The organism is Corynebacterium sp. HMSC035E02 (assembly GCF_001836065.1).
Taxonomy (GTDB): domain Bacteria; phylum Actinomycetota; class Actinomycetes; order Mycobacteriales; family Mycobacteriaceae; genus Corynebacterium; species Corynebacterium hiratae.
On the sequence record NZ_KV827311.1, the window covers coordinates 89,462 to 100,941 of the forward strand.

Sequence of the window (11,480 nt, forward strand, 5' to 3'; positions counted from 1 at the left end):
GCGTCGCCAAGCGCTTGCCGACGCCCCACCGCCCACCAGGGAGTTGCGGGATCGAGGTCTGGGGATCTAGCGAAGGTTCCTAGGCCCCGCAGCTAAGTGCCGCGCGATGTTGTTGATGAAGTCTTCTGGAGCATCGCGCAATTCTTGGGGTGAGAAGCGTAAGACGACAAAGCCCTGGTTGAGGAGTGCCTTTTGGCGTTGGTGTTCGGCTCGAATTACCTCTTCCAGCTCGTTTTCGTATTTCACATTGCCGTCAATTTCAATGAGCAGCCAGTCATTGATCGCGAGGTCGGCGTAGTACTGATTGACTCGGTATTGGGCGCGCAGGCTGCGAACCGCGGGAAGGCCCGCGTCTAGGATAAGGGCACGCGCGTAGGACTCCCAGGGAGATTCGGAGCTGTTGACACTATGTTCCACGGCCCGACGTGCATCCGCGACTCCTTTCACACGGCCCATGTCGCCGAGTACCCAGTTGAGGGTGTCCTTTGAAACCCGGCGTGACCGTACATAGTCTGCGGCGACGAGACCTTCGACGAAGCCATCGAAACGCGCAATGTCGATCGCTGTGCGTGCCAGGGACGTAACCCGGATCCCGTGGACTTCTGTGACCTGATTGTTGAGTTTCGTTTGCTTGTAACGGAAGTATTGGCGCTTGGATCTTTGGGGAACGGAGTTTGAAGGGACTGTCGCGAAATACTCGCTCGGCGTTGTGAGCGTAGGGATGCCATGGATGCGAGCAGCCGCTTTGCCCAGGAGAGTTGCCCGCGGTGCGGCACGTGCATGGGCATAAACCTCTGCGGTTTCCTGCTCCCAGGGTTTTAATTGCAGCCATCGGTGTAGCGGAATGGCATAGCACCACGCGAGCTTATGAAATTTCCTCGCGTGGATTTTGCTCCATCGGGGGTCGTCGTTGCTGAGCGTGCGCAGATCGACCATGTGGGTGTCTATGTAGTGAAAGATGCCTAGGTTGTTCATGGCTTACTTTTAGCGCATTGGCATGGATCGCGCGCGGCGAGCGGTACGCAGGGCTAAAGCCCCAGACCTCGATCCCGAAACTCCCTGGTGGGTGGTGGGGCGTCGGCAAGCGCTTGGCGACGCCCACCTGCAGGTTGCGGGATCGAGGTCTGGGGATCTGGGGGAGGGGAATTGGCTGCGGACTGCCCACACATTGGTGAGCATTCTTTGCAGCTAGTCTGCGAAAGATTTTGCTAACAGGGGTGAATCTGTGGCCTTAGCGGGGGTAATGGGGCGAAAGTGTTTGTTGGCTGTCTGTGGTCTCGATAGCCTGAACGTGTAGGCCCATTCAGTGATCTTAATAACTCTCTCAACTGAATGGGGGCTGGTTAACCAGGAAAAGGAGGGGGCAGATGACTACCCCGCACACTCACGTCTCAACTTCGCATACGGAGGGCGAGGACGACCGCGGCGTCGATACGCGCGAATGGCGCCGCATGGCTATTGGCCTTATCCTCGGTCTCGTTTTGGCCGCTCTTGTGTGGTTTCTCTTTCCCAGCAACGCCGTAGAAACGGTGCTGGAATCACCCGGCGCTAAGGAAGACACCGAATACACCCAGAGCGCGCTGCGCGCCGTAGCGGCCGTGACCATTCTCATGGGCGTGTGGTGGATGACGGAGGCTATCCCACTGGCCGCCACCGCGCTTTTGCCGCTGGTTATCTTCCCGCTGGCCGGTGTGGGCAGCATCAAGGATGTGGGTGCGCCCTATGCCTCGTCTACGATTTTCTTGTTCATGGGTGGCTTCCTCATCGCGTTGGCGCTGCAGCGCTGGAACTTGCACCGCCGCATGGCGCTGTTCGTGGTCAAGGTTGTAGGTACCTCGCCTAAGCAGCTGATCCTCGGCTTCATGCTGGCCACCGGCTTCTTGTCTATGTGGGTGTCCAACACCGCTACCGCAGTGGTCATGCTGCCGATTGGTATTTCGGTGCTTTCGCTGACTGCCGACGCCGTCGGTGGCATGGCTAACCAGAAGAAGTTTGCCACTGCGCTCATGCTCGGTATCGCGTATTCGGCGTCGATTGGCTCGCTGGGCACGCTCATCGGCACCCCGCCGAACACCCTGCTGATGGGCTACATGAAGGAAACTCACGGCATCGTCCTCGGCTTTGGCAAGTGGATGATGGTGGGCATGCCGCTGGCATTCATCTTCCTGTTTATTGCCTGGTTCATGCTGGTTACCGTGTTCAAGCCGGAGATGGACAAGATTCCAGGCGGCCGCGAGCTCATTGATTCCGAGATTGAAAAGCTTGGCCCATGGACCGGCCCGCAGGTCATGACGGGCATCATCTTCCTCGGTGCCGCCTTGGCCTGGGTGATCATTCCCTTCTTTGTGAGCAAGGAATCCAACTACGATGACGCAATCGTGGGCATTGCCGCTGGTTTGCTGCTGTTTACCATCCCGGCCGACACGAAGACTGGCGTGCGCCTGCTGGATTGGAAGACTGCGAGCGAAATGCCGTGGGATGTGCTCCTGCTCTTCGGTGGTGGCCTGTCCCTGTCTTCGATGTTCAACAAGTCCGGTTTGTCTCTGTGGATTGGTGAGATGGCCAAGGGGTTGGGCAGCCTGCCCATCATCCTGCTCATCGCTTCGGTGGCCCTGCTCGTGCTCTTCCTGACGGAGATCACCTCCAACACCGCAACTGCGGCGACCTTCCTGCCGATTATGGGCGGTGTGGCCGTGGGTATCGGCCTGACCGAGAATGGCGACATCAACGTCCTGCTGCTCACCATCCCAGTGGCGCTGGCCGCAACCTGTGCCTTCATGCTGCCGGTGGCGACCCCACCGAACGCGATTGCCTACGGTTCTGGTTACGTCAAGATTGGCGACATGATCAAGGGCGGTATTGGCCTCAACCTGATTGGCTGCGTGCTCATTACCATCACTGTCTACCTGCTTGCCGTTCCGGTCTTTGGGTTGGTCCTGTAGCCCTCAATTAATGAAAAACGTTATCATTACGGGATGGCTACACCCGTTACCGTGCTGTCCGGATTTTTAGGCAGCGGAAAGACCACCCTTCTCAACCACCTGCTTGCTAACCGTGAGGGGCGCAAGCTGGCGGTTGTTGTCAATGACTTTTCCGAAGTCAACATCGACGCCGCCCTCGTCGCCGGCGAGGGCCATCTTGAGCGCGGCGAGGACCGTTTCGTCGAACTCTCCAACGGCTGCATTTGCTGCACGTTGCGCGAGGACTTGATTGAGTCCGTCAGCAAGCTGGCTCGTTCCGGCCGCTTCGATCAGATTGTCATCGAGTCCACCGGCATCTCTGAGCCCATGCCCGTTGCCGCCACTTTCGAGTGGGAGTTCGGGGACGGCACCACGCTTGCCGACGTCGCCCCTATCGACACCATGGTCTCCCTCGTGGATGCCTCTACATTCCTGACTAATCTTCGCCGCGGCCGCAGCTTGGTCTCCGAGAACATTGAGGCCACGCCTGACGACGACCGCACCATCGCCGATCTCCTCGTGGATCAAGTTGAGTTCGCCGATCTCATCCTCATCACCAAGACGGACCTGGTGGAGGCCGCCGAAACCGAGCGCGTCATCGCCACCGTGCGTGCCATGAACCCCCGCGCCCGCGTCGTGCCGGTGACCAACGGGGTCATCGATCCCGCGCTGGTTCTCGATGCCCACCTTTACGACGCCGCCACCGCTGCGGCCTACCACGGCTACGCCGAGGAGCTGACGAACCCGCACACCCCCGAAACCGAAGAGTATGGCATCTCTTCGGTGGTCTTCCGCGCTGACCGTCCTTTCAACCGCGAGCGTCTGCTCAAGGCCTTGCGTGCTAGCACTGGCTTAGTGCGTTCGAAGGGTTATTGCTGGATTGATGCTGATCTGCGCGTGGCCCACGCCTGGCAGCAGGCCGGTCCCAACCTGCAGATCGTGCCGGCCTCCTTGTGGGCTGCCAACGGCGTCACGCCCGGCACCGAGCTCGTGCTCATTGGCATCGACTTCGACCACGAGTCCACGCTTCAGTCCTTCCGCGACGCCGTGCTTTCCGACGCCGAAGTGGCCGCCCTCGTCTAGCCGCTCCTTAAGGTGAACACGGGGTGAATTGCTATGCCCATTTCTTGGGTTGAAAACATGCATTGACATCGGGATTTGTTAGTTCTCTGGAGTGTGGGTATAGTTATTCCTCGTTGCACAGCAGAGCACACACGCTCCGGCGTTAAGTACTGCGAACCAACGGACTGCGCCCGTAGCTCAACGGATAGAGCATCTGACTACGGATCAGAAGGTTGGGGGTTCGAATCCCTCCGGGCGCACCAAATCTCAGCCGCCTTCGGGCGGCTTTTCTCGTTTTCGACTCCGTGGGTTGGGCAAACCCGGTAGTGTTCTGAAATATGATCAAAGCGATTCTCTCCGCCATCCTGCTATTCATCTCCTCGCTGTTTTCTAACGCGGGCTCCTCGGAGCTGGCGGGGAGCTCGGAGGCGTGGGGGCTAAACGTCGCCCAGCACGGCATCATTACGAACACGCCTGCAGCTTTGGTCGAGGCAAACGATGAGCAGATGGAACATATCACTGCTTTCAGGTGGGAGTCTGCGGCGAGCCCAGAGGATTTCTCCTTGAATTTCCAGGACCAGACGGTGTGGTTGCCCTGTAACGGCGGTGACTTCACCTTGGTTGATGGCGGCGTGGAGCTCAGCATGTTGACGGATAAGGCCTGCTCTGGAGGAAAGGTTGACCTTCCCTTCATCATGTTCCTGTCAGAACCGGCGAAGGTAATGGTGGACTCGGATGCCTCCGCAACACCTGAGCGTATTTACCTCGTGCGCGATGAGAAAGCCATCGCCCTTAGCCGCTGAGACGCATATCGCGCAGCGCTGAAAACGCGCACAAGTAAGAATGCCGGCCAGAGCCAATGGTTGGTCGGTTGGGGCGGATATAATGGTGCCCATGATTCAAGCGATTCTCTCCGCTATCCTGCTTTTCATTTCCTCCCTCTTCTCTTTTGCCGGCTCCTCGGAGCTGCCGGGGAGCTCGGGCATAGCTGAAGCTGGATCCTCGCAGCGCAACATTGTTACTGGCGTGCCCGCAGGCCTGGTCACCGCCAATGCGCAGCAGATGGAGTTCGTGGTGAATTCCGAGTGGGAGTCCGCGCAGCAGCCGGATTCCTTTCGCGTGAACTTTAGGGATCGGGTCGTGCAGTTCTCCTGCGATATCCTCAGTTTCCACTTTGAGAGCAACGGAGATGGTCAGCTAGAAATCACTCGGGATTTGAGGTTGGACAAAATCTGCTTCGGCGCGCAACCTGACGGGGCCATCATGAAACTTCTTGCAGGTCCAGTAACGGTGATGGTGGACCCCGATGCATCCGCAACACCTGAGCGCATTTACTTCGTGCGCGATGGCAAAGCCATCGCCCTTACCCGCTGAGACGCATATCACGCAGCGCTGAGTGAAATGCAGAGTTGAAAACGCACACAAATAGGAAGACCGGCCAGAGCCACTGGTCGGTCTTTCGACGTTTTCGACTGCAAGGAGATGAATAGGTGTCAGCGCGTGCCCGAATAGTGGGCCTTGATATTGCACGTTCCTTGGCCATCATCGGGATGATTATTCTGCACATGGCCAACCTGGTGTGGAGCGCCAAAGTGGTGCTCTCCGGGCTGCCGGCGGCGGGCTTTGCCATCATTGCAGGTACCACGATGATGATCCTTGCCCGCGACTATTCGCTGCGGGTCTTCCTCAAGCTGGTCGCCCGTGGCCTGATAGTCATGCTCATCGGCGTGGCGCTGTTGCCCGTCGGCGGTGAGATTCAGGTGGTGCTCGTCGTGATGGGCGCGGCCATGGCTCTCACCGCTTGGGTGCCGCCGCTCGCCACTGTGTGGAAGGTCCTGCTCTTCGCGCTGGCCACCGCGGGCGCCACGGTGCTCTACGCGCCGTACACACTCCCACAGGTCTACCCCCTCGTGGCATTCCTGGCGTACATGGTGGCGGGCATGCTGCTTTACGACGTCTACCTCACCCGCCCCACCCGCACCCAGATCGTCACGACCGCGGTGGCCGTCGTCGTTACTGGCATCGGCCTGTGGCAGCGCTTTAACCCGGATATCGCCGGCTGGCTGCGCTTTACCGGGCATACGGGCGTGCTTGGTGAAATCCTTCTCTCCGTGGCGGTCACCGCGGTGGTGCTGCACCTGTGCCTGATCATTGGCCGTCACCTGCCGCGCTTGACCTTCCCCTTCGCGGCATTGGGCTCGATGTCGTTGACCATCTATATCCTGCACATTTTCACCGCACGCTACTGGCAAGCACACGTCTCGCTGCACAACACCATGGCGGCACTGGGCTTTGTGCTCGCGTTCCTGGTGCTGAGCGCGCTGTGGAAGAAGTTCTGTGGAAAGGGCCCGGCCGAGAGGGTCGTGGCCTGGGCAATCAAGGAGGTGGCCGCGTAATGGTGGCACGAAAGATAACTGCTGTTGTGGCCAGCGCTCTGGTCGTGGGGCTAGGCGCTGCGCCGGCCATGGCCTTGGAATTCGCCCAGCCCGCTCCGCAGTCGGAGGAAAGCGCTGCCGTGGCTGCGCTGCGCATGGGCAAGATCGGAAACTTCGGCGATTGCACCGGCACGCTCGTTGCCGAGCAGTGGGTGCTCACTGCCCGCCACTGCTTGGAGTCCGTCAACAACGAGGGCTCGCAGGCTCGCTTTGGCCAGGGCAAGGACACCCGCGTGTATGACGTGGACTCCTGGGCTGTTTCGCCGACTATCGACGCCGGCCTCATGCACCTGACCGAACCCGTCAAGGACATCAAACCCGCCAAGCTCGCGGATGCGGTCCCCACCGCCGGCGAGAAGGGGCATTTCTATGGCTGGAGTAGTAGCTCCCGCATGGCCCGCAAAGGCCAGCTACCGATGGCAGAGATGGAAGTAGGCGAATTGCTATCCGGCGGCACCCCACCGGCCAGCCCAGATGAATCCGGCGAGAAGATGACGCCGGTGGCGCCAGGAGATTCCGGGGCTATGGCTCCTGATGACATGGCAGTGCCTGCCCCCGGTGGAATGGTCGCTCCCGCCCCTGGTTCGTCCAACGCGCCCCAGGTGATGGAGGGCGGCGACATGCCAGAGATCGCTGTTGGACCCGACGGCGCGGAAAGCATTCCGGCCGGTGAGCTTGGGGGAGTGGGCCCGATGATTGCGGCTGCCATCATGGACGTGAAGTCCCTCAATGGTGAGGGCATGCAGGGCGGCGACTCGGGCGGACCATTCTTTGTTAACGGTCGCCTCGTCGGTGTGGCCACGGCTGGTACGTCGAACGCGGATCCGGATCTGCCTTCGCCGAGCGCTGCCATCACGTCGGTGGTCGAGGTCCGCGATTGGATCGAGGACGTCACCAGCGGCCGTGATACCGACGGCGTCCTCAACGCCGATAACTCCCCGGCGCCGCCGGCAACGATGCAGGTCAGCGCGCCCGCAGCTCTGACAGCCGGCGTGACTGGGGTGGTGGGCCTGATCGTGCTAGCCATCGCTTCACGTTTGCTTCGCCGCAAATCTGGTGCTGAGCGGGGTAGCAACTAGGCTGTTTCTCCATGAAGGAGAAACTCGTTCCGTGTCTGATTGCCGGTGCCATCCTTGGTGTGGTGCTGTGGCTGGCCTCCGGCATGCTCTGGATGTTGCCGGTGGGCCTAGCGGCGGGCCTCGCGGGCTACCCGCTGCTCGGCATCACGCGCGATGAGTCCCAAGCCCGCAAACGTCGCGACGACACCTTCCGCGACTAAGCGTCCCGCACCGCCCCACGCCACCGCACTACGCCGCCCGCCCGCCACCACGCACGCTCCTCCACGGTCGGTCGCTAGATGGCACCCCACAAACCGTCGCCAAATGGCGCCCCACAAAAGACATCCACTAAAAGGCATCTTTGGGGCTGAAAACGCCATCTGCACGCCCCAAAAGGCGTTTTCAGGCGAGAAAACGCCTTTTGACAGATGCCATCTGCAAAATGCCATTTGCAAGACGCCTTTTGGAAACTGCCCCATGCCCAGCAGCACGCAAAAGGTTCCACTCAGAAGTCATTAGTCAAAAGGTTCCCTTGGAGGCAAGTAAACCATCTTTAACCAGGTAGAAGGTTCGTTTGGGGGCAAAGAAACCTTTTGACTGGAACCAGGTGAGGGGAACCCGTTGAGAACCGCCTGCTAGGAAAGAAAGCCAGGCCTAGAAGCCGACCAGCGGGCTAGAAGATTTCGATGCGCCCGCCCAAAGACTCCGTCTGGCGCAGCTGCGCCACCCAGTTCGGCGCACCCGGGTGCAGCCGCAAGACCGGGCGGGAAGAAATCTTCACCGGGGAGACCGATTCCTTTCGAGCACCGGATCGGGCTTCGATGCGGGTGCGGGCGCGGAAGCCAGCGTCGGCAAGCGCGGCGATGGAAGGCTTATCCGAGGCCAGCGATTCGCGCGCATCCTGCAGCAACTCAAGAGCCTCGTCGAGGGCCTGGACCAGTGCCGGTGCATTGGTCTCGCACATCTGGCGAACCAGATCCGGGCGAGTGCCCGCCACGCGGGTGCCGTCCTTGAAGGAGCCGGCCGCGAGGGACTGCGCCAGAATGCCGCCATTATCGCCGACCACCGCGAGGGTCTCCGCCAGCACGTGCGGCAAGTGCGAAATGCGGGCAACCGCGGCATCGTGGTTCGCCACGCGCACCGGAACCGCCTCCGCGTGAACCATCTGGGTCATGCGGACCACGTCCGCAAAAATGTTCTCCCACTCGGCGGGGATGCGCTCGCCGCGGGCCTCGCACTCGGCGGCATAGTCATAGGTGATAACCCAGGCAGCGCGGTTGAACAGCCCGGTGTGGGAGTTCTCCCAGCCGGACTTGGAGGTGCCGGCCATGGGGTGGCCGCCCACATAGCGCGACTCCATGTTGCGCTCCACAATGAGCTGGCGCACCTCGGTCTTGACCGAGACGACATCCGTCAACCCGCAGCTCGGGGCGTGTTCCTGGATGGCGTCGAGGACCGAGGCAACCGCATCCATGGGCACCGCGATGACAATAAGCGCATTGTCCTCCTCGGCGCGCCGCAGGATGGCCGGCAGATCATCGGTGACGTCGTAGCCCTGCTTAATGGCCGTTCGGGCACCAGAAGTGGAGTGGTTATAGCCGTACACGGAATGGTGTGCAGCAGCTAGGTCACGCAGGAGGGAACCTCCAATGAGACCGAGGCCGATAATGCAGACGGGGCGTTGAACATCTTGAGAACTCACGGTGACAATTGTGGCACAACCCGACTAATCTGACGAGGTATGAGCCACGACGATCTGTCCTTTGCCATCACCGTTGCCAGTGCCGAAGGCGGCTGGGTGATTCGCCCTTTCAAGGATGACTTCACCGACGTCAACACCTCCATCAAAGCGGTGCGCAACCTGCGTTCCGAGGGGGCGGCATTCGCGCTGCTGTGCGTGGAGGATGACTATTTCGTCGTCGTGCGCCCGGTGCCGGGGGATGTGCGCATGCTGCTTTCCGACGCCACCTACGCCTCCGAGGACGACTTCGCCGCGGATTTCCTGGACCTGCGCGATCTCGAGATCCCGGATTTAGACGAAGACGAGTGGGAGGACGCCGACCCGTACGGTGACGGCGATTTCGATATCTTCGCGGACCTCGGCCTCGATGAGGACCAGGTGGGCTACATCATCGATAACGATGAGGACTGGCCTTCCGATATGCTCCTGCGCATCGCCGGCGAGCTGGGCTTTGGCGATGAGCTGGAGGATTTCATCGACGGCCTCGACTCGGATGACTCTTAAACCAGCAGCGGGGCTGGTGCGCGCAGAGGCCCGCATGCGCCGCGCCCTGGAGGTTGCGCGCACCACGCCGGCGGGGGATATCCCTGTGGGTGCCGTGCTTTACGACGCCTCCGGCAACGAACTCGCCACCGGCGTTAACCGCCGCGAGCAGCTGAATGATCCCACCGCGCACGCAGAGGTGGAAGCTATCCGCCAGGCGGTACGCGTGCATGGCGATGGCTGGCGTCTGGAAGGCTGCGAGCTGGTTGTCACCTTGGAACCCTGCGCGATGTGTGCGGGCGCGATTCAGGCTTCCCGGGTGTCTTCGGTGGTCTTCGGGGCCTTTGAGCCGAAGACGGGGGCGTGCGGCTCGCTGGTGGAGGTATTGCGCGCCCCGGGCGCCCTCCACGTTCCCGAGGTACGCGGCGGTGTGCTGGAGGAAGAATGCGCGGAGCTGCTCACGGGCTTCTTCGGGGGTCTGCGCGGCAGCGGCGCTTAGCCCTTGAAATGGTTAGTGGCCCCGGAGCCACCTTCCGATTCGCGTGTAGGCTGGGTGGTCCACGTGAGAGAAGTAGAGAGTAAGGAGAAAATCATGGGTGATTTTGAGAACAAGAAGGACGAGTTCGTTGGCAAGGCTAAGGAAGCCGCTGGCGGCTTGACCGATAACGAGAAGCTGGAGAACGAGGGCAAGGCCGACCAGGTTACCTCTGAGGCAAAGCAGAAGGCTTCCGACGCCGTTGAGGGCGTCAAGGATAAGGCCAACGAGGTCATCGGAAACCTCAAGGACTAATTCCTAGCCTCATCTAGCTGAATCGCTGTCCGCGCCGCGTGGTGTGGGCAGCGATTTTGTCGCTCGGGATGACTCCCGTAATCTGGAACGCGGTGGCGTGTCCGAGCGGCCGAAGGTGATCGCCTCGAAAGCGATTGTTGGGTAACCCCCAACCGCGGGTTCAAATCCCGCCGCCACCGCCACAGCCGGCACTCCAGTTCTTAGCTCTGGAGTGCCGGACTTTTTATGTTTTAGAAGCCAGCCCGCCCCTTCTTGGGCCTTGGGCTTCGGCCTGTATGGCGGGCGATATCAAGGGTGGATATCACTGTCTGGGGCAGAAGTGTTTTCTTCGCGTTTCTTTGTCCGCAGAATCATGTCGACGATAGCTCCCACGATGGTCGCCGAGAAAAAGAAAACTACCCAGGAGAATGGCGCGGTGAGGTCAATATAGGAGAGCGCTACAAAAGCAATGATTCCTCCCGCTAGTAGACCGATAGAGATGCCCAATAGAATTTTTCCCATTTGCTCCTGTACCTTCTTTTTGTCACACATTTAGACCCCTAACCCCTGAAAAAGTGAGGCATTCAGTAGGCGATGCTTTAGGTATCGCCTTGGCGGGTTTCTTCAATCTGAAGGGCTAGAAGTTCATTTGTTTTTTCTACTTCTTTGACCAAGAAGTGAAGCCGTGCAGCTATGAAAGCTACCAGCAGGATCTGAAAGATTTGCACAGTCATTCCTTAGGGGACAGTGTTCACGTAAACGTACGGTGACCATTGTCCATCTGCTTTGATGCGTCCGCAGAATTGGCTGTTGGACGCTATTTTTTGAGGCAATCCTAGGCACTCCTCCCTTCGGCGTGCGCAGGAACGGTGCTCAAGGATGTCGTGAGCGTGGACTACGCCGCCACCGCCACATCCGGCACTCCAGCTCTTAGCTCTGGGGTGTTATGTCCATGGACTTTTTGGACACGGA

General features: G+C 60.1%; 14 protein-coding genes and 2 tRNA genes. 12 read left to right on the forward strand and 4 right to left on the reverse strand.

Annotation, left to right across the window (positions count from 1 at the left end; all coding sequences use genetic code 11):
* Nucleotides 1-66 precede the first annotated feature (66 nt).
* Nucleotides 67-975, reverse strand: coding sequence for a DUF559 domain-containing protein (locus HMPREF2635_RS02890; protein WP_070510750.1), 909 nt, complete (start codon nucleotides 973-975; stop codon nucleotides 67-69).
* Between the two features lie 392 nt (nucleotides 976-1,367).
* Between HMPREF2635_RS02890 and HMPREF2635_RS02895 the strand changes: the two genes are divergently transcribed.
* From HMPREF2635_RS02895 to HMPREF2635_RS02930, 8 genes are all read left to right on the forward strand, one after another.
* The gene (locus HMPREF2635_RS02895) at nucleotides 1,368-2,942 is read left to right on the forward strand and encodes an SLC13 family permease (protein ID WP_070510752.1); all 1,575 of its coding nucleotides are present in this window, start codon (nucleotides 1,368-1,370) and stop codon (nucleotides 2,940-2,942) included.
* Between the two features lie 33 nt (nucleotides 2,943-2,975).
* A complete protein-coding gene (locus HMPREF2635_RS02900) occupies nucleotides 2,976-4,043 on the forward strand; it encodes a GTP-binding protein (protein WP_070821256.1) in 1,068 nt (355 codons plus the stop codon).
* Between the two features lie 166 nt (nucleotides 4,044-4,209).
* Nucleotides 4,210-4,285 (forward strand) — tRNA-Arg (locus HMPREF2635_RS02905).
* 75 nt (nucleotides 4,286-4,360) lie between these two features.
* Nucleotides 4,361-4,825, forward strand: coding sequence for a hypothetical protein (locus tag HMPREF2635_RS02910; RefSeq protein WP_070510765.1), 465 nt, complete (start codon nucleotides 4,361-4,363; stop codon nucleotides 4,823-4,825).
* Between the two features lie 91 nt (nucleotides 4,826-4,916).
* Nucleotides 4,917-5,396: a hypothetical protein gene (locus HMPREF2635_RS02915; RefSeq protein WP_049157768.1), complete on the forward strand. Its 480-nt coding sequence runs from the start codon at nucleotides 4,917-4,919 to the stop codon at nucleotides 5,394-5,396.
* Between the two features lie 116 nt (nucleotides 5,397-5,512).
* Complete coding sequence (locus tag HMPREF2635_RS02920) at nucleotides 5,513-6,418, forward strand: DUF418 domain-containing protein (RefSeq protein WP_070510767.1); 906 nt, start codon at nucleotides 5,513-5,515, stop codon at nucleotides 6,416-6,418.
* Nucleotides 6,418-7,536 carry a trypsin-like serine protease gene (locus HMPREF2635_RS02925; protein ID WP_070510769.1) on the forward strand — a complete coding sequence of 373 codons (1,119 nt, stop codon included), beginning with the start codon at nucleotides 6,418-6,420 and terminating at the stop codon, nucleotides 7,534-7,536. Before HMPREF2635_RS02920 ends, HMPREF2635_RS02925 begins: the two co-directional genes overlap by 1 nt.
* A gap of 11 nt (nucleotides 7,537-7,547) precedes the next feature.
* Nucleotides 7,548-7,736 (forward strand): hypothetical protein, encoded by a 189-nt coding sequence (locus tag HMPREF2635_RS02930; protein WP_046648858.1) that lies wholly within the window; start codon nucleotides 7,548-7,550, stop codon nucleotides 7,734-7,736.
* A 452-nt stretch (nucleotides 7,737-8,188) separates the two neighbouring features.
* Here the strand turns inward: HMPREF2635_RS02930 and HMPREF2635_RS02935 are convergent, their stop codons facing one another.
* Nucleotides 8,189-9,217 (reverse strand): prephenate dehydrogenase, encoded by a 1,029-nt coding sequence (locus HMPREF2635_RS02935; RefSeq protein ID WP_070510771.1) that lies wholly within the window; start codon nucleotides 9,215-9,217, stop codon nucleotides 8,189-8,191.
* A 39-nt stretch (nucleotides 9,218-9,256) separates the two neighbouring features.
* Here HMPREF2635_RS02935 and HMPREF2635_RS02940 point away from each other — a divergent pair, with 39 nt between their 5' ends.
* The 4 genes from HMPREF2635_RS02940 to HMPREF2635_RS02955 all read left to right on the forward strand — a co-directional run bounded on the left by HMPREF2635_RS02940 (nucleotide 9,257) and on the right by HMPREF2635_RS02955 (nucleotide 10,711).
* Nucleotides 9,257-9,760 carry a tRNA adenosine deaminase-associated protein gene (locus HMPREF2635_RS02940; protein ID WP_046648855.1) on the forward strand — a complete coding sequence of 168 codons (504 nt, stop codon included), beginning with the start codon at nucleotides 9,257-9,259 and terminating at the stop codon, nucleotides 9,758-9,760.
* A 34-nt stretch (nucleotides 9,761-9,794) separates the two neighbouring features.
* Nucleotides 9,795-10,238, forward strand: a complete 444-nt coding sequence (locus HMPREF2635_RS02945; protein WP_046648879.1) for a nucleoside deaminase — start codon at nucleotides 9,795-9,797, stop codon at nucleotides 10,236-10,238.
* Between the two features lie 93 nt (nucleotides 10,239-10,331).
* Nucleotides 10,332-10,529: a CsbD family protein gene (locus HMPREF2635_RS02950; RefSeq protein ID WP_046648854.1), complete on the forward strand. Its 198-nt coding sequence runs from the start codon at nucleotides 10,332-10,334 to the stop codon at nucleotides 10,527-10,529.
* Nucleotides 10,530-10,620: 91 nt separating this feature from the next.
* Nucleotides 10,621-10,711, forward strand: a tRNA-Ser gene (locus HMPREF2635_RS02955).
* A gap of 106 nt (nucleotides 10,712-10,817) precedes the next feature.
* Here HMPREF2635_RS02955 and HMPREF2635_RS02960 read toward each other — a convergent pair.
* Together HMPREF2635_RS02960 and HMPREF2635_RS13765 are read right to left on the reverse strand one after the other, a co-directional pair.
* A complete protein-coding gene (locus HMPREF2635_RS02960) occupies nucleotides 10,818-11,030 on the reverse strand; it encodes a hypothetical protein (protein WP_128081865.1) in 213 nt (70 codons plus the stop codon).
* A 77-nt stretch (nucleotides 11,031-11,107) separates the two neighbouring features.
* Entirely contained in the window at nucleotides 11,108-11,236 is a 129-nt protein-coding gene (locus tag HMPREF2635_RS13765; protein ID WP_255365578.1) for a hypothetical protein, read from the reverse strand.
* Between the last annotated feature and the right edge of the window lie 244 nt (nucleotides 11,237-11,480).

Bases quoted from the DNA above. Each gene is read 5' to 3' on its own strand.
- HMPREF2635_RS02925 (WP_070510769.1), top strand. From the start codon at position 6,418: ATGGTGGCACGAAAGATAACTGCTGTTGTGGCCAGCGCTCTGGTCGTG.
- HMPREF2635_RS02960 (WP_128081865.1), bottom strand. From the start codon at position 11,030: ATGGGAAAAATTCTATTGGGCATCTCTATCGGTCTACTAGCGGGAGGA.
- HMPREF2635_RS02945 (WP_046648879.1), top strand. From the start codon at position 9,795: ATGCGCCGCGCCCTGGAGGTTGCGCGCACCACGCCGGCGGGGGATATC.
- HMPREF2635_RS02910 (WP_070510765.1), top strand. From the start codon at position 4,361: ATGATCAAAGCGATTCTCTCCGCCATCCTGCTATTCATCTCCTCGCTG.
- HMPREF2635_RS02900 (WP_070821256.1), top strand. From the start codon at position 2,976: ATGGCTACACCCGTTACCGTGCTGTCCGGATTTTTAGGCAGCGGAAAG.
- HMPREF2635_RS02940 (WP_046648855.1), top strand. From the start codon at position 9,257: ATGAGCCACGACGATCTGTCCTTTGCCATCACCGTTGCCAGTGCCGAA.
- HMPREF2635_RS02915 (WP_049157768.1), top strand. From the start codon at position 4,917: ATGATTCAAGCGATTCTCTCCGCTATCCTGCTTTTCATTTCCTCCCTC.
- HMPREF2635_RS02895 (WP_070510752.1), top strand. From the start codon at position 1,368: ATGACTACCCCGCACACTCACGTCTCAACTTCGCATACGGAGGGCGAG.
- HMPREF2635_RS02950 (WP_046648854.1), top strand. From the start codon at position 10,332: ATGGGTGATTTTGAGAACAAGAAGGACGAGTTCGTTGGCAAGGCTAAG.
- HMPREF2635_RS02930 (WP_046648858.1), top strand. From the start codon at position 7,548: ATGAAGGAGAAACTCGTTCCGTGTCTGATTGCCGGTGCCATCCTTGGT.
- HMPREF2635_RS02890 (WP_070510750.1), bottom strand. From the start codon at position 975: ATGAACAACCTAGGCATCTTTCACTACATAGACACCCACATGGTCGAT.